Below are 15,104 nucleotides of genomic sequence, written 5' to 3'. Positions count from 1 at the left end.
AGTCAGAGCATCCCAGACCTTACGCACATGTCGTCTGGGGCATAATCAAACCAAATATCTGCTCATCCGGGCCATTTTTGGCCTCTGTGATTCTTGCGCCCTGCCTCGGGTCATTTTTTGCAACTATACATACTTTGGAGAGGCGCGTTAAGACTCTGTTTACTCTCGGGAAGACGTAGGTGTGGCTGTGACCCTGCTGCATCGATCCTGTTCGCGAACGGTTTGTTGCCCTCCGTGCCAAGACAGGCTAGCCCTTGACGCAACGCAAGGAGGCCTCAATGTCGCAATCTCATCCCTCGCCCATCTGTCCGGTTGATCTGTCGGCCAAGCTGATTCAGTGCCCTTCGGTCACGCCGGTCGAAGGCGGCGCGTTGGTCCTGCTGGAGGCACTGTTGAGCGACGCAGGCTTTGCCTGCACACGGGTGGATCGCGAAGGCATCGCGAATCTTTACGCCCGATGGGGGGACAAGGGCCATACGCGCAGCTTTGGTTTTAACGGTCACACGGATGTGGTGCCCGTAGGGGATGAGGCCGCTTGGACCAAACCACCGTTCTGCGGCGCGGTGCAGGATGGCGTCCTCTGGGGCCGTGGTGCGACCGACATGAAAACCGGCGTTGCCGCCTTTGCCGCAGCAGCCGTGGATTTCGTGCGTGACAAGGCGCCCGATGGGTCGGTTATTCTGGCGATCACCGGCGATGAAGAAGGCGATGCTGATTTCGGCACAACCGCACTGCTGGACTGGATGGACCAGAACGGTGAGGCGATGTCAGTCTGTCTGGTCGGCGAACCCACCTGCCCCAATCACATGGGCGAGATGATGAAAATAGGCCGCCGCGGCTCAATGAACGCATGGTTCACTTTCACTGGGAAACAAGGCCATGCCGCATATCCCCACCGCGCCAACAACCCGCTGCCCGCAATGGCGCGACTGATGGACCGGCTGGCCAGCCATGAGTTGGATCAGGGCACTGATCATTTTGACCCCTCCACGCTGGCCGTGGTCACTATGGACACAGGCAACCCTGCCACCAACGTGATCCCCGCCAAATGCGCCGCCACGGTGAACATCCGGTTCAACGATGCCCACACCGGGGCAGATCTGACCGATTGGTTGCAGCAGCAGGTGAACAAGATCACCGCTGAAACCGGTGTCGAGGTGGATATGGTAGTGAAAATCTCCGGCGAAAGCTTCATCACACTCCCAGGTCCACTGTCCGATCTGGTTGCCAAATCAGTGGAGGCTGAAACAGGCGTTGTGCCAGAGCTGTCCACAACTGGCGGCACCTCGGACGCGCGATTTGTGCAGGCCCATTGTCCGGTGGTCGAATTTGGTCTGGTCGGGAAGACCATGCATCAGGTGGATGAACGCATCGAGGTTGAACAGATCCACCAGCTGAAGGCGATCTACAGCCGCATTCTGGCGGATTACTTTGCATGAGCTGGCAAATCGCGCCCACAAATGACCTGACCGCCTGTTTCGCTCTGCGCCATGAGGTGTTTGTGCTGGAACAGGGCGTGCCTTTGACCGAAGAACAGGACACGCTTGATGCAACCGCGACGCATATCCTCGCCAGCAAGGACGGGGCACCGATAGGCGCAGCGCGGATCCTGTTCAATGGCGATACGGCCAAGGTGGGCCGCGTCTGCGTGGTGCAATCCGCACGCGGCACCGGTCTGGGCGCGGCGATCATCCGCGCCTGTATCGGCATCGCCGCAGCGACGCCAGACATCCGCACAGTCAAGCTGGGGGCGCAGGTAAATGCGATAGGGTTTTACGAAAAACTGGGCTTCACCGGCTTTGGTCCTGTCTATAACGACGCAGGTATCGACCACCGCGATATGAAGATGGAGCTACCGCAATGACCCAACGCCGCCCACATCTGATCATCATGGTCAAAGAACCCCACCCCGGTCGGGTGAAAACCCGTCTGGGTCGCGATCTGGGCATGACCACCGCCGCGTGGTGGTTCCGCCATCAGGTGCAGTCGCTGCTGCGCCGGATCGAAGATCCGCGCTGGGACACGGTGCTGGCAGTTGCACCCGACGTGGAGGGGATGATGAGTCGTGTCTGGCCTGCCCACCTGCCGCGTATCCCACAAGGCCGCGGTGATTTGGGTGACCGGATGAGCCGCGTGTTTCTGACCGCGCCGGTTGGCCCTGTTTGTATCATTGGCGCCGACATTCCCGGTGTCACCCGCGCCCATATCGCCCGCGCCTTCGCCGCGCTTGGCGACCATGACGCCTGCTTTGGTCCCGCACCCGATGGGGGCTACTGGCTGGTCGGCATGAAACAGGCCACCCGCCCGCCGCGCACACTGTTTCAGAACGTGCGCTGGTCCACCGAACACGCGCTGGCGGACACAATGGCCGGTCTGCCCGGCAAACGCATCGCCTTGATTGATGAACTGGACGACGTGGACACGCTGGCGGATCTGAAAGCAATGGGTAAGCCTTGAAAACAGGTCCATAGTCGAAGTCCCGCCCAACAGGCCCTGTTGGGCCGCGTCGCGCCGCAGGCGTGCCTCTGGCGCGATTGCGCCCCCCCCTCGGGCCGGCGCTAGACCTCAATTGCTCGATACCGCTTTCTTCCCACTCTCCCCCAAAACGCATAATCGCGTGACGCCCCCGCCATCCCGTGCTACCTGCGCTGCATGAGCAAGCTGCCAACCAAGGCCGAAATCCTCGAATGGATTTCGGATAACCCGACCCTCACCTCGAAACGTGACATCGCCAAAGCCTTTGGCATCAAAGGGGCTGCGCGTATCGACCTGAAGCGTATCCTCAAAGAGCTGGAGGCCGAGGGCCATCTGCAAAAGCGCCAGAAGACCTTCCGCGATCCTGACAAGCTGCCGCCTGTTTCGGTGATCCAGATCACCGAAGCCGACAGCGACGGCGATCTCTACGCACGCCCGATGGAATGGCAGGGTGAAGGCGCAGAGCCGCGCATTCTTATGACCCTGCGCGCCTCGGACCCAGCGCTTGGTCCAGGAGATCGCATTCTGGGCCGCCTGACAGAGGTGAAGGACGAAGCGCATCAATATAACGCCAAGCTGATCCGCCGTATCGGCACCAACCCGCAGCGGGTGCTGGGGGTCTTTCGCAAATCTGCTGAAGGTGGGCGCATCCTGCCCATCGACAAGGGCGACCACAAAGAATGGCTGGTCCCTGCCGGTGCCACGAATGGCGCCAAAGAAGGCGAACTGGTCGAAGCCGAACAGTCCGGCCCCAAAGGCCGCATGGGTCTGCCGCGTGCGCGCGTCGTCTCGCGCCTAGGGGATCCCAGCGCACCCAAGGCGGTGTCGCTGATTGCCATCCATCAACACGGCATCCCCGACCAGTTCCCCGACGCGGTGATCGCCGAAGCTGACGGCAAGAAACCCGCTGTGCTGACCGGCCGCGAAGATATGCGCGATATGCCATTGGTCACCATCGACCCCGCAGATGCCCGCGACCACGACGACGCCTGCTGGGCCCACGCGGATGATGATCCCAAAAACAAAGGTGGCTACGTCATCTGGGTCGCCATCGCGGACGTCGCACATTATGTTGCGCCCGGATCTGCACTGGACCGCGAGGCGCGCAAGCGTGGCAACTCCAGCTATTTTCCCGACCGCGTGGTGCCGATGCTGCCCGACCGGCTGTCCGGCGATCTGTGTTCCCTGCACGAAGGCGTGCCGCGCGCCTGTATCGCCGTGCGGATGCAGATTGACGCCACAGGCGACAAGATCGGCCACCGGTTTGTGCGCGGCCTGATGCGCTCTGCCGCGTCGCTGAATTACCAAGAGGTACAGCGCGCCCGCGACGGCGAGGTGAACGAAAAATGCGCGCCTCTGATGGCAGAGGTCATTGATCCCCTGTACGAGGCCTACGACCTACTGGTCAAAGCGCGTGCACGTCGTCAGCCGCTGGATCTGGATCTACCAGAGCGCAAGGTGGAACTGTCTGACGCCGGTGAGGTGATCAGCGTCAACTTCCGCGACCGTCTGGATGCCCATAAGCTTATCGAAGAGTTCATGATCCTCGCCAATGTCGCAGCGGCGGAAACGTTGAGCGCGAAAAAGTCCCCGCTCCTCTTCCGTGTGCATGAAGAACCCAGCCCAGAAAAGCTGGATGCGCTGCGGGAAACCGCGCAGACTTCGGGCCTGACGCTGGCCAAGGGGCAGGTGCTGCAAACTGCGCATCTGAACCGTCTGCTGGCAGCGGCGAAGGATGGCGATTTTGCTGAGCTGATCAATATGGCCACCCTACGGTCGATGACGCAGGCCTATTACAGCCCCGCGAACTTCGGCCACTTTGGTCTGGCGCTGCGCAGCTATGCGCATTTCACCTCGCCGATCCGGCGCTATTCGGACCTGATCGTACACCGCGCACTGGTGTCGTCACACCAATGGGGCGATGACGGTCTGGGCCCGCAGGATGCAGAGGATCTGGACAATACCGCGACCCATATCAGCGACACTGAACGTCGCTCGATGATGGCGGAACGCGATACCACCGACCGCTATCTGGCGGCCTTCCTGTCGGAACGAGTGGGCAATGAATTTGCCGGTCGCATCAGCGGCGTGGCGAAATATGGCGCCTTTGTACGGTTGGATGATACCGGCGCGGACGGGCTGGTTCCTGTGCGATCGCTTGGAAATGAGTTCTTCCACTTCGACCGCGACAGCGGCACGCTGATGGGGGCTGACAGCGGCTTTACTCTCGCGCTTGGCCAGAAAGTCACGGTGAAGCTGACAGAGGCTGCGCCGATCTCTGGCTCTGTCGCGCTGGAACTGATTTCGGTTGAAGGTGATGAAGTTCCGCGTAGCGGGCGTGGCGGTTATCGCAAGAGCCGTGGCAAAGGGGGTGGCAAACGCAAACTGAACCGCGCCAAAAAGAAGACCGCCAAGGTCGAACGCAAGGTCAGCCGCACCCGCCGTAAATAACCCGGGAAAACGATTTATATCTGGTGCGGCATCTGTTGCGCCAGCACCTCCCGCAGGACCTGTGCCACCTGATCGCGGCGCGGGTCACTGCCATGCAGTCCCAGCGTAATCTGCGGCAATGGGTAGGCCTGCATCATCGCGCGGTTGATCCGCACATCCGGCCCCAGTGAAGACGCCCCCAAAACCGTCACCCCAAGACCCGCAACTACTGCACTGCGCACATAGCCAACGCTGTCAGCGATGAGTACATCGGTCAACAGGGACACATCACGGCCCATCGCCTCTTCGGCGGCGGTGCGAAAAAGGCAAGGCGCACGCATCATGCACAGCGGCACAGTTTCGCCAACCTCAAGGGCTGGGGCATCCGCCGCTTCGATCCAGACCATAGGGTCGGCGGCCAGATGCAGCGATCCGCCTTCACCCGGTTCGTGTACAGCCAGCGCCAGATCAATCTGCCCCGCAGCCAATGCTTCCCGCAGGGAGGAGCTGAGGCCAACCCGAAACGACATTTCTGCCCCCGGCAGATGACGCTCCATTGATCGCAACAATTCGGGCATACGGTGCGGGGCAAAGTACTCGACCACACCGATACGCAGCGCCCCTGACACATCCGGCCCGCGCATTTCTGCCAACAGGCGTTCGCTGGCCTGCAACATCTCCCGCGCTTTGGGCAACAGGCGACGGCCCGCCTCTGTCAATTGCACATCGCGACTGCTGCGGATCAAGAGGGACTGGTCTAGCGCCTCCTCAAGCTTGCGAATGCGCACAGACACAGCCGATTGCGACCGGTTCAGCCGCGCGCCCGCCTCAGTGAAACCTTGCACCTCAGCCACAGTGGCGAAACAACGAAGTAAATCTATATCAATATCTTGCATATCCATGCAAATTACATATCCATGTAATGCAATCAATTCTCTTTATTTATAGGTTGCCTCGACGTAAGTAGGTTGGGCAACAGGAGTTTTGATAATGCGTGCAATTACATATTCCGAATTTGGTCCTGCGGCCGAGGTTTTGAAACTCGTCGATCTCCCAACGCCGCACCCCGCCTATGGGGAAGTGTTGGTGCGCTTGAAAGCATCCGGAGTGAACCCCTCTGACATTTCTGGCCGATCTGGCATGCGGCCCGGCGTGACCACGCCCGCCTACCCCCAGATCATCCCCCACAGCGATGGCGCCGGTGTGATCGAAGCAGTAGGCGAAGGCGTTGATCCCGCCCGTATCGGGCAGCGTGTATGGATCTGGAACGGCCAGTGGCAGCGCGCCTTTGGCACCGCGGCGGACTATATCGCACTGCCATCACTGCAGGCAGTGGCCTTGCCTGACAACATCACCTTTAGCGAAGGCGCCGTATTGGGCATTCCGGCAATGACAGCCACATACTGCGTGCTAGGCGGCGGCGATGTCGCGGGCAAAACCCTGCTGGTCAGCGGCGGCGGTGGCACCGTCGGCCGTCTGGCAGTGCAGATCGCCAAAACCTCGGGCGCGCGGGTGATTTCAACCGCGGGCAATGCCGCGCAACAAGAAGCAGCGCGTCAGGCCGGTGCTGATGCTGTTCTGGGCTACAATGATCCCGATCTAGCAGCTGGCATTCTGGCGGCTAACGATGGCCAGCCCGTCGATCAGATCGTCGAGGTCGAATTTGGCCGCAACGCAGAAGTGAGCACAGCCGTCATCGCGGAACGCGGCCGCATTGTCGCATATGGATCGGCAAAAGACCGCACGCCGATGCTGCCGTTTTATCCGTTGATGTTCAAAGGTGTAACGCTGGAAATGGCGCTGGTCTACATCCTGTCAGAGAGCGCCCGCCGCACGACAGAGGCGCAACTAACGACCCTATTGGAACAAGGCGCATTGGACATTCGCATCGCCCACACCCTACCGCTGGAGGCCTGCGCCGAGGCCCATGACCGCATTGCCAACGGTCAGCGCGCCGGATCGGTGATCCTGACGATCTGACTCAAAATGGCGGGAACGTTCCGGCGCATTCCTGCCATTTCCAACCACACTGTCTGCATTTCTCTTGCGCGGCGGCTGGCCTGCGCTACCCTCATGATCAAGTTCGGATCACAAGAACAACACATGAGGCAAAGGTGATGATGCAGTTTGGCGCGAAGCTCCACAGATCCATAATCACAACCGTAGCGCTATTGGTGCCTGCGACAGTGTCAGCCATGCCGGTCGAGGTGTCGTTGCGCCCCAGCGCGCGCCCCCCGGTCGCGCCGGTGGCGCTCGCTGTCGCCAGCTCTGCCAAAGAAGCGGATTTCCAACGTTGGATCCGTGGCTTTCAGCCACGTGCAAGGGCAGCGGGTATTTCGGACCGCACCTTCAATCGCGCCTTCCGTAGTGTCACATTTGACCCCGACGTAATCAAACGTGACCGCAATCAAAGCGAATTTACCAAGTCCATCTGGGACTACCTCGACAGTGCAGCATCGGACAAACGGGTGAAAAACGGCCGCGCTGCGCTACGCGATCATCGCCGCGTGCTGGATCAGATCGAACAACGCTATGGCGTCGACAAAGAGGTGGTCACCGCCGTCTGGGGGCTTGAAAGCGCCTATGGCGAATATCGCGGCAATCACAACATCATCCGTGCGCTGGCGACGTTGGCCTATGACGGGCGACGCGGACGGTTCTTTGAACAACAGCTGATCGCCGCGCTTAAGATCCTGCAAACCGGCGATACAACGCCTGCGAATCTGCGGGGAAGTTGGGCCGGTGCGATGGGGCATACACAGTTTATTCCCACATCTTATCAGGCCTTTGCAGTGGATTTCACCGGCGATGGGCGACGCGATATCTGGTCTGACAATCCGGCCGATGCGCTGGCCTCTACCGCCGCCTATCTGAAGAAACACGGCTGGGTCAGCGGACAGCCCTGGGGGGTTGAAGTGCAACTGCCGCGTGGGTTCAACTATGCGCTGGCAAGCCGCAAGATCACCAAATCGCCCAGCGACTGGGCCCGCCTTGGCGTGCGCGACATGCAGGGGCGAAAGGTTCGCGACTATGGCTCAGCCTCCATTCTGCTGCCTGCAGGACATCGGGGCGCGGCCTTCATGATCTTCAAGAATTTCAAAGTCATCTCGCGCTACAACCTCTCCACCTCTTACGTCATCGGGGTCGGCCACCTGTCTGACCGGCTGAAAGGCAGTGGTCCGATTGCGGCCGACTGGCCGCGCAATGACCGCACATTGAAATTTGCCGAGCGCAAAGAGATGCAGTCTCTGCTGACTCGCAAAGGGTTTTCAACTGGTGGTGTCGACGGTCGCGTTGGCCCGATGACACAGCGTGCTATCCGCGCCTATCAGTCCTCTCGCGGGATAGTACCGGACGGATTTGCCTCGCTGCGTTTGTTGCAGACCCTGCGCAAATAATGCTTTTCTTTCCTTTATCTCTCTGACAGGTTGCCTGCGTTCTCAGGGCGGGGTGAAATTCCCCACCGGCGGTAACGGAGCGCACGCGCCCCGAAGCCCGCGAGCGCCATCTTCAACATGCAGGTGGGTCAGCAGATCTGGTGCAACTCCAGAGCCGACGGTCATAGTCCGGATGGAAGAGAGCGACAGTCAGGAACCTCGCCCACAGGCGCGGTGCCTTTTCTGTTCGTGACAAACGCCTTGGGGGGATGTGTCGAAACAGGAAAGGACTATGACATGACATCCACCCGCTACGCTTTTATCAAGGCCAACTGGCACGCCGATATCGTCGATCAGGCGCTGACCGGCTTCTGTGAGCTGATCCCCGCCGAACAGATTGACGTCTATGATGTTCCCGGCGCCTTTGAAATGCCGCTGCTGGCACGCGATCTGGCCGCAACCGGCCGTTACGCTGCCGTGGCAGCCGCTGCACTGGTGGTGGATGGCGGCATCTACCGGCATGACTTCGTAGCACAGGCTGTGGTTGACGGGCTGATGCGCGCAGGGATGGATACCGGCGTGCCGGTCCTGTCCGTCTCCCTCACCCCGCACCATTTTCAGGAAAGCGCCCACCACATCGCTATCTATCGCCAACACTTCGTCGAAAAGGGCCGCGAAGCAGCCCGTGCCGCGCTGATGATCGGTGAAACCCGCGCCAAACTGGCGGGTTAAACGCCCTGTGCTTCCGGCACCACAAACCGACGTGGTGCCGGATCACAGCCTTGAAACCCCTAGATAGTTTCAACACACTCGCGGGCATGACTCGCACACTAATCCTCCGCAATCGCAATTATCGTCTGCTGTTTACCGCAGGGGCGCTGACCAACCTTGGCGACGGTATGGTCGCGCTGGCGCTGCCGTGGCTGGCATCGCTGATGACCCGCGATCCGGTTGCGATTGCAGCGGTTGCAGCCGCTGGGCGTCTGCCATGGTTACTGATATCGGTACCCGCAGGTGTGATTGTGGACCGCAGCGACCAACGCCGGTTGATTGCACAGGCAGATATGCTGCGGGCCGCCATCGTTGGCGCAATCCTGATACTAGCGCTCAGCGCGCCGTCTAGCGGGGCGATCTGGCTGCTGACTGGTCTTGCCTTCCTCCTCGGCGCGGCAGAGGTGCTGCGCGACAACGCGGCCCAAACCATCCTGCCTGCCCTCGTACCAAAGGAGGATCTGGAACAGGCCAATGGCCAAATGTGGAGTGCTGAGCAACTCGCCGGTCAATTCATCGGGCCACCCCTTGCGGGTCTGTTGATCGCGGCAGGGATTGCCCTGCCCTTCGGCGTCGATCTGGCGGCGCTGGTGCTGGCGGCGGGCTGTATCTGGCTGATCCGCTACACCCCGGATACGCCGGTGATCCAACCGTTCTGGCAGGCGCTGAAAGAAGGCGTCGCCTTTATGCGCAATGACCGAATGTTACTGCGGCTGGCGATTGTCTTGGGCATTTCTAATTTCCTCGCCACCGCAGTGATCACCGTGCAGATCCTCTTTGCGCAGGATGTGCTGGGCCTCAGCCCTGCCGGATACGGCACCGTATTGTCGGTTGAGGCCTTGGGCGCCGTCACTGGCAGCCTACTTGCCCCACTGGCAATCCGCCGATTGGGGCTGCATCCCTGCCTCTACCTCGCCATCGCAGCCTGGGCGGTGGGCTATGCAACTGTGGGCCTCAGCACCCATCCAGTGGTGATGGCCACCGCGCTGTTTATTGTGCTGGCCGCGGCAATGTTGTGGAATGTGATTACCGTCAGCTGGCGGCAACGCCGCATCCCGCCACAACTGTTGGGGCGGGTGAATAGCATCTATCGCTTCTTTGGCTGGGGTTCGATGCCGCTGGGTGCCTTGGCGGGTGGGGCAACCGTGCGTCTACTGGAACCTGATTTGGGGCGCGAGATGGCCCTGCGCGCGCCCTTCCTGTTGGCCGCTGCCTGCTGCGCCCTACTGCTGGTTTACGCCCTGTTACGCCTGCGACTGGAAGAGTAAGCAGCCCTCTGCAACCTTCCTTACATACTCAAATCCCACAGCAATTTCAGCGCAAGGCTGAGGGAGGTGAGGACCAATAGCGGCTTGATCACACGTGCGCCCTGTTTCATCGCCATGCCCGCACCTAGACGTGCGCCGATGATCTGCATCGCCCCCATCGCAAGACCCAACGCCCAGAGCGGCTGCGCCACCACGGCAAAGGCCGCCAGCCCGCCCGCGTTCGATGCAAAGTTCAGCAGTTTCGTGTGCGCCGTGGCCTTCAGAATGCCAAAACCGCCCAGCATCACAAAGGCCAGCATGTAAAAACTGCCCGCGCCAGGCCCCAGCAAGCCATCGTAGCCCGCCACCAGCGGCACAGCGGTGGCGTGAAACAGCAGCGGTGACAGACGGCGAGGACGATCCGTGTCGCTTAACCCCGGGCGCAGCGCAAAAAACAGTGCGATGCCGATCAGCAGCACCGGCAACACCGCGCGTATCCAATCGGTCGGCAGGATGGTCACCAACAGCGCCCCGCAAACCGCCGCGCCAAAGGCGATCACCGCCACTGGCGCCTGTACCCGCAGATCCACTTGACCGTTGCGCGCATAGGCAAAGGCGGCGGTGCCTGCGCCAAAGATGCCCTGCACCTTGTTTGTGGCCAGCGCCTGCACCGGCGGCACGCCGGACAGCATCAGAACCGGCACGGTGATTAACCCGCCACCTCCGGCAATCGCGTCAATAAAACCCGCGGCAAAAGCCGCTGCCAGCAGCAGCGCCAGCAACTCTGTACTGAGATCAATCATCATGATGCGTCAGAGGCTCAGAGTGCAAAATCGGCGCGGGCATAGCCCTGAATGAACAACAGCGCGGTCAAATCACCATGATTGATGCGAATGTCACACTCCGCCGCGACAGAGGGTTTGGCGTGCAGTGCCACACCACTGCCTGCGCGGGTCAGCATTCCCAGATCATTGGCCCCATCCCCCACGGCGATCACCTCATCCTCATCAATGCCCAGCTTGGCACTGATGCATTCCAGCTGATCCACCTTGGCCTGTTTACCGAGGATCGGGCGGCCCACGTCGCCGTTCAGCGCGCCATCCTCGACAATCAGCGTATTGGCGTGGTTTTCATCGAACCCCAACTCTGCCGCGACCTTGGCGGTAAAGGCGGTGAAGCCCCCCGACACCAGCGCGGCATAACCCTCGTTGGCCTTCATCGTTGCCAGCAAAGCCTTGCCGCCCGGCATATAGGTGATGCGTTCCGCCAGCACCTTGTCGATAATCGCTTCTGGCAGCCCTTTCAGCAGACCAACGCGCTCCAACAGCGCGCCTTCAAAATCCAATTCGCCATTCATCGCGCGGGCGGTGATTTCGGCGACGCGTTCGCCAATCCCGGCCTCTGCCGCCAGTTCGTCAATGCACTCCTGCTGGATCATCGTACTGTCCATATCGGCCAGCAGCATCTTCTTTCGGCGCCCCTCCAGCGGCTGCACGATCAGATCAATGCCAAGGGTTTGCAGATCGGCCCAAACGTCCCACTGATTCCCCGGTTTTGTTTCCAATGTGAACTCTGCCGCTTCATCCGCCGACAGCCATACAGCATCGCCACCACCCCAAGCATTGCGCAGGTTTTCCACCAGTGCGCGGTCCAGTTTCACCCGCGCGGGGTTGGTCAAAAGGGTGGCGATGAACATGGTCAAAACTCCTGTCTGTTAAGGCCGCTTAGCGGATGTGTGGCGCGATTTCCAGTCTCAGGTCACGTGGTTCCACAGATGAAACCGAAGTTTCCAATAGGCAACACATGCGTCGCACGGAAGCGCCAAAGCGCCGCATTTAGGATATTTTTCCGCTTGCACTGGCGAAAATCGCCCTCTATCCCAGTCTGTGGGACACCTCTCCCCAACGAGAGGCATATATCTGGAAGGATAGCATTTATGGCTACTCACGCTCCGGCCACGCGGCCGGCCAATCCGCGTTTTTCTTCGGGCCCCTGTGCCAAACCCCCTACATTTGATGTGACCAAACTGGCGGATGCCGCTCTAGGCCGCAGCCACCGTGCCGCTATTGGCAAGGACAAGCTGAAGGCCGCGATCGAAGGCACCCGCGAGGTTCTGGTCATCCCCGCTGATTACAAGATCGGCATTGTTCCCGCATCCGACACCGGTGCGGTTGAAATGGCCCTGTGGTCAATGCTAGGCGCCCGCAAGGTCGAAATGCTGGCATGGGAATCCTTTGGCGCTGGCTGGGTCACCGATGTGGTCAAGCAGTTGAAGATTGAGGCCGAGGTCAAGACCGCCGACTATGGCGAAATCGTTGATCTGGCCACCGTGGACACCAAGAACAACGATGTCGTTTTCACATGGAACGGCACCACCGCCGGTGTGCGGGTGCCCGATGCTGACTGGATTGCCGATGACCGCGACGGTCTGACGATCTGTGACGCGACCAGCGCCGCCTTTGCGATGGACCTGCCGTGGGACAAGCTGGATGTGACCACCTTCAGCTGGCAGAAGGTGCTGGGCGGCGAGGCGGCGCATGGCATGCTGATCCTTAGCCCGCGCGCTGTCGAACGTCTGGAAAGCTACACGCCGCCGTGGCCGCTGCCGAAAATCTTCCGCCTGACCAAGGGTGGCAAGCTGATCGACGGTATTTTCACCGGTGCCACCATCAACACGCCGTCGATGCTGGCGGTTGAGGATTACCTGCTGGCACTGGACTGGGCCCGTACTGTTGGTGGCCTGCAAGGATTGATCGCCCGTGCGGATGCCAACGCGCAGGCGGTGTTTGATTTCTGCGACGCGAAACCGTGGCTGGCCAATCTGGCCGAAGATGCGGCGACCCGTTCCAACACCTCTGTCTGCCTGAAGTTTACCGATGAGCGCATTCAGGACGGTGCAATATTCGCCAAAGCCGTTGCCAAACGGCTGGAGGCAGAAAACATCGCGCTGGACATCGGTGCCTATCGTGACGCGCCTGCCGGTCTGCGGATCTGGTGTGGTGGCACGGTGGAAACCGCCGATGTGGCAGCCATGCTGCCGTGGCTGGAATGGGCCTTTGAGGCCGAGATCGCCGCACAAGGCTAACATATTTAAGCTCGGCCACAGGCCGAGCCGCGCCTCTTCTCAATTCATGGCCCTACTTGGCCACCCGACATAAAGGACGCTTCAAAATGGCTCCCAAAGTACTCGTATCCGACAAACTGAGCGAAACCGCTGTGCAGATCTTCCGTGATCGCGGCATCGACGTGGATTTCCTGCCCGACGTGGGCAAGGACAAAGAAAAACTGGCCGAAATCATCGGCCAATATGACGGCCTTGCCATCCGGTCGGCCACCAAGGTGACACCGACAATTCTGGAAGCCGCGACCAACCTCAAGGTTGTTGGCCGCGCTGGTATCGGCACCGACAACGTCGACAAGGATGCCGCGTCAAAAAAAGGGGTGATCGTGATGAACACGCCTTTCGGCAACATGATCACTACCGCTGAACACGCCATCGCGATGATGTTCGCCGTCGCCCGCCAACTGCCGGAGGCCAGCGCCTCCACCCATGCAGGCAAGTGGGAAAAGTCAAAGTTTATGGGTGTTGAACTGACCAACAAAACCCTTGGCGTCATTGGCGCAGGCAATATCGGTGGCATCGTCTGCGACCGTGCCCGCGGGCTGAAGATGAAAGTGGTCGCCTACGATCCTTTCCTCAGCGAGGAAAAGGCAAAGGCAATGCAAGTTGAAAAGGTGGAACTGGACGAACTGCTGAGCCGCGCCGATTTCATCACCCTACACGTGCCCTTCACCGAGCAGACCAAAAACATCCTCAGCCGCGAAAACCTGGCAAAGACCAAAAAGGGCGTGCGCATCATCAACTGTGCCCGCGGCGGCCTGGTGGATGAAGAAGCGCTGGCCGATCTTCTAAAATCCGGCCATGTGGCTGGCGCGGCCTTTGACGTGTTTGCCGTTGAGCCTGCGAAAGAGAACGTTCTGTTCAACCTGCCCAACGTAGTCTGCACCCCGCACCTTGGCGCATCGACCACAGAGGCACAGGAAAACGTGGCGCTGCAAGTGGCCGATCAGATGTCGAACTACCTGCTGGACGGTGCCGTTGAAAACGCGCTGAACATGCCGTCGATGACCGCCGAAGAGGCCAAGGTCATGGGGCCGTGGGTCAAACTGGCCGGTCACTTGGGTGGTTTCATCGGCCAGCTGACCGACGAGCCGATCAAAGCGATAAACATTCTTTATGACGGCGTTGTCTCTGACATGAACCTGCCGGCGCTGAACTGCGCTGTAGTGGCGGGTATCATGAAAAAGGTGAATCCCGACGTAAACATGGTGTCGGCCCCCGTTGTGGCCAAAGATCGTGGCATCAAAATATCGACCACCAATCAGGACAAATCGGGCGCCTTTGATGGCTATATCAAAGTGACCATCGTCACCGACGAACGCGAACGTTCCATAGGCGGCACCGTATTCAGCGATGGCAAGCCACGCTTTATCCAGATCAAAGGCATCAACATCGACGCCGAAGTGGGCGAACATATGCTCTACACCACCAACGAAGACGTGCCGGGCATCATCGGTACCCTCGGCGGTGTGCTGGGTGAAGCTGGCGTGAACATCGCGAACTTTACCCTTGGCCGTGCGGCTGCAGGTGGTGAAGCGATCGCGCTGCTGTACGTCGACGGTCCGGTCAATGCGCAGGTGCTGGCGCAACTGTCCAACACCGGACTGTTCAAACAGATCAAACCGATGGAATTTGACGTCCACTGATCTGACGATTTGGCAAACGATATTAGCGCGGCCCCTC

The 15,104-nt window shown here is 60.1% G+C and carries 13 protein-coding genes and 1 riboswitch; of the genes, 10 read left to right on the top strand and 3 right to left on the bottom strand.

What is annotated here, in order from left to right; all coding sequences use genetic code 11:
- Positions 1–278: 278 nt before the first annotated feature.
- From dapE to rnr, 4 genes are all read left to right on the top strand, one after another.
- Entirely contained in the window at positions 279–1,439 is a 1,161-nt protein-coding gene (gene dapE, locus MHM86_RS11265; protein ID WP_239199378.1) for a succinyl-diaminopimelate desuccinylase, read from the top strand.
- Positions 1,436–1,864 carry a GNAT family N-acetyltransferase gene (locus tag MHM86_RS11260; RefSeq protein ID WP_239199375.1) on the top strand — a complete coding sequence of 143 codons (429 nt, stop codon included), beginning with the start codon at positions 1,436–1,438 and terminating at the stop codon, positions 1,862–1,864. Before dapE ends, MHM86_RS11260 begins: the two co-directional genes overlap by 4 nt.
- Complete coding sequence (locus MHM86_RS11255; RefSeq protein ID WP_239199372.1) at positions 1,861–2,457, top strand: TIGR04282 family arsenosugar biosynthesis glycosyltransferase; 597 nt, start codon at positions 1,861–1,863, stop codon at positions 2,455–2,457. The genes MHM86_RS11260 and MHM86_RS11255 overlap by 4 nt, the downstream gene beginning before the upstream one ends.
- Before the next feature lie 195 nt (positions 2,458–2,652).
- Positions 2,653–4,926: a ribonuclease R gene (rnr, locus tag MHM86_RS11250; protein WP_239199369.1), complete on the top strand. Its 2,274-nt coding sequence runs from the start codon at positions 2,653–2,655 to the stop codon at positions 4,924–4,926.
- 14 nt (positions 4,927–4,940) lie between these two features.
- Here the strand turns inward: rnr and MHM86_RS11245 are convergent, their stop codons facing one another.
- Positions 4,941–5,807 carry a LysR family transcriptional regulator gene (locus MHM86_RS11245; protein WP_239199366.1) on the bottom strand — a complete coding sequence of 289 codons (867 nt, stop codon included), beginning with the start codon at positions 5,805–5,807 and terminating at the stop codon, positions 4,941–4,943.
- Positions 5,808–5,895: 88 nt separating this feature from the next.
- On the opposite strand from MHM86_RS11245, the gene MHM86_RS11240 reads away from it, so the two are divergent.
- The 4 genes from MHM86_RS11240 (at position 5,896) to MHM86_RS11225 (ending at position 10,321) form a co-directional block, all read left to right on the top strand.
- Positions 5,896–6,885 (top strand): NADPH:quinone reductase, encoded by a 990-nt coding sequence (locus tag MHM86_RS11240; protein WP_239199363.1) that lies wholly within the window; start codon positions 5,896–5,898, stop codon positions 6,883–6,885.
- 137 nt (positions 6,886–7,022) lie between these two features.
- On the top strand, positions 7,023–8,303 hold the full coding sequence (locus MHM86_RS11235; protein WP_239199360.1) for a lytic murein transglycosylase: 1,281 nt from the start codon (positions 7,023–7,025) through the stop codon (positions 8,301–8,303).
- 34 nt (positions 8,304–8,337) lie between these two features.
- A riboswitch (FMN riboswitch) is annotated at positions 8,338–8,491 on the top strand.
- An 88-nt stretch (positions 8,492–8,579) separates the two neighbouring features.
- Positions 8,580–9,014, top strand: coding sequence for a 6,7-dimethyl-8-ribityllumazine synthase (locus MHM86_RS11230; RefSeq protein WP_239199357.1), 435 nt, complete (start codon positions 8,580–8,582; stop codon positions 9,012–9,014).
- An 86-nt stretch (positions 9,015–9,100) separates the two neighbouring features.
- Positions 9,101–10,321, top strand: coding sequence for an MFS transporter (locus MHM86_RS11225; protein WP_239199354.1), 1,221 nt, complete (start codon positions 9,101–9,103; stop codon positions 10,319–10,321).
- Positions 10,322–10,341: 20 nt separating this feature from the next.
- Here the strand turns inward: MHM86_RS11225 and MHM86_RS11220 are convergent, their stop codons facing one another.
- Together MHM86_RS11220 and serB are read right to left on the bottom strand one after the other, a co-directional pair.
- A complete protein-coding gene (locus MHM86_RS11220) occupies positions 10,342–11,103 on the bottom strand; it encodes a TSUP family transporter (protein ID WP_239199351.1) in 762 nt (253 codons plus the stop codon).
- A 17-nt stretch (positions 11,104–11,120) separates the two neighbouring features.
- Positions 11,121–11,996 (bottom strand): phosphoserine phosphatase SerB, encoded by an 876-nt coding sequence (serB, locus tag MHM86_RS11215; RefSeq protein WP_239199348.1) that lies wholly within the window; start codon positions 11,994–11,996, stop codon positions 11,121–11,123.
- Between the two features lie 240 nt (positions 11,997–12,236).
- Between serB and MHM86_RS11210 the strand changes: the two genes are divergently transcribed.
- Together MHM86_RS11210 and serA are read left to right on the top strand one after the other, a co-directional pair.
- On the top strand, positions 12,237–13,385 hold the full coding sequence (locus tag MHM86_RS11210; protein WP_239199345.1) for a phosphoserine transaminase: 1,149 nt from the start codon (positions 12,237–12,239) through the stop codon (positions 13,383–13,385).
- Positions 13,386–13,471: 86 nt separating this feature from the next.
- Positions 13,472–15,067 (top strand): phosphoglycerate dehydrogenase, encoded by a 1,596-nt coding sequence (gene serA, locus MHM86_RS11205; RefSeq protein WP_239199342.1) that lies wholly within the window; start codon positions 13,472–13,474, stop codon positions 15,065–15,067.
- Positions 15,068–15,104 lie beyond the last annotated feature (37 nt).

It is taken from the genome of Thalassobius sp. Cn5-15 (genome assembly GCF_022347685.1).
In the GTDB taxonomy this organism is placed as follows: domain Bacteria; phylum Pseudomonadota; class Alphaproteobacteria; order Rhodobacterales; family Rhodobacteraceae; genus Thalassobius.
This window is presented reverse-complemented; position numbering and strand designations above follow the sequence as displayed.

Excerpts from the sequence above, each read along its gene's own strand:
- MHM86_RS11255 (WP_239199372.1), top strand. The coding sequence starts at position 1,861 with ATGACCCAACGCCGCCCACATCTGATCATCATGGTCAAAGAACCCCAC.
- MHM86_RS11210 (WP_239199345.1), top strand. The coding sequence starts at position 12,237 with ATGGCTACTCACGCTCCGGCCACGCGGCCGGCCAATCCGCGTTTTTCT.
- MHM86_RS11230 (WP_239199357.1), top strand. The coding sequence starts at position 8,580 with ATGACATCCACCCGCTACGCTTTTATCAAGGCCAACTGGCACGCCGAT.
- rnr (WP_239199369.1), top strand. The coding sequence starts at position 2,653 with ATGAGCAAGCTGCCAACCAAGGCCGAAATCCTCGAATGGATTTCGGAT.
- MHM86_RS11225 (WP_239199354.1), top strand. The coding sequence starts at position 9,101 with ATGACTCGCACACTAATCCTCCGCAATCGCAATTATCGTCTGCTGTTT.
- dapE (WP_239199378.1), top strand. The coding sequence starts at position 279 with ATGTCGCAATCTCATCCCTCGCCCATCTGTCCGGTTGATCTGTCGGCC.
- MHM86_RS11220 (WP_239199351.1), bottom strand. The coding sequence starts at position 11,103 with ATGATTGATCTCAGTACAGAGTTGCTGGCGCTGCTGCTGGCAGCGGCT.
- serB (WP_239199348.1), bottom strand. The coding sequence starts at position 11,996 with ATGTTCATCGCCACCCTTTTGACCAACCCCGCGCGGGTGAAACTGGAC.
- serA (WP_239199342.1), top strand. The coding sequence starts at position 13,472 with ATGGCTCCCAAAGTACTCGTATCCGACAAACTGAGCGAAACCGCTGTG.
- MHM86_RS11245 (WP_239199366.1), bottom strand. The coding sequence starts at position 5,807 with ATGGATATGCAAGATATTGATATAGATTTACTTCGTTGTTTCGCCACT.
- MHM86_RS11235 (WP_239199360.1), top strand. The coding sequence starts at position 7,023 with ATGATGCAGTTTGGCGCGAAGCTCCACAGATCCATAATCACAACCGTA.
- MHM86_RS11240 (WP_239199363.1), top strand. The coding sequence starts at position 5,896 with ATGCGTGCAATTACATATTCCGAATTTGGTCCTGCGGCCGAGGTTTTG.
- MHM86_RS11260 (WP_239199375.1), top strand. The coding sequence starts at position 1,436 with ATGAGCTGGCAAATCGCGCCCACAAATGACCTGACCGCCTGTTTCGCT.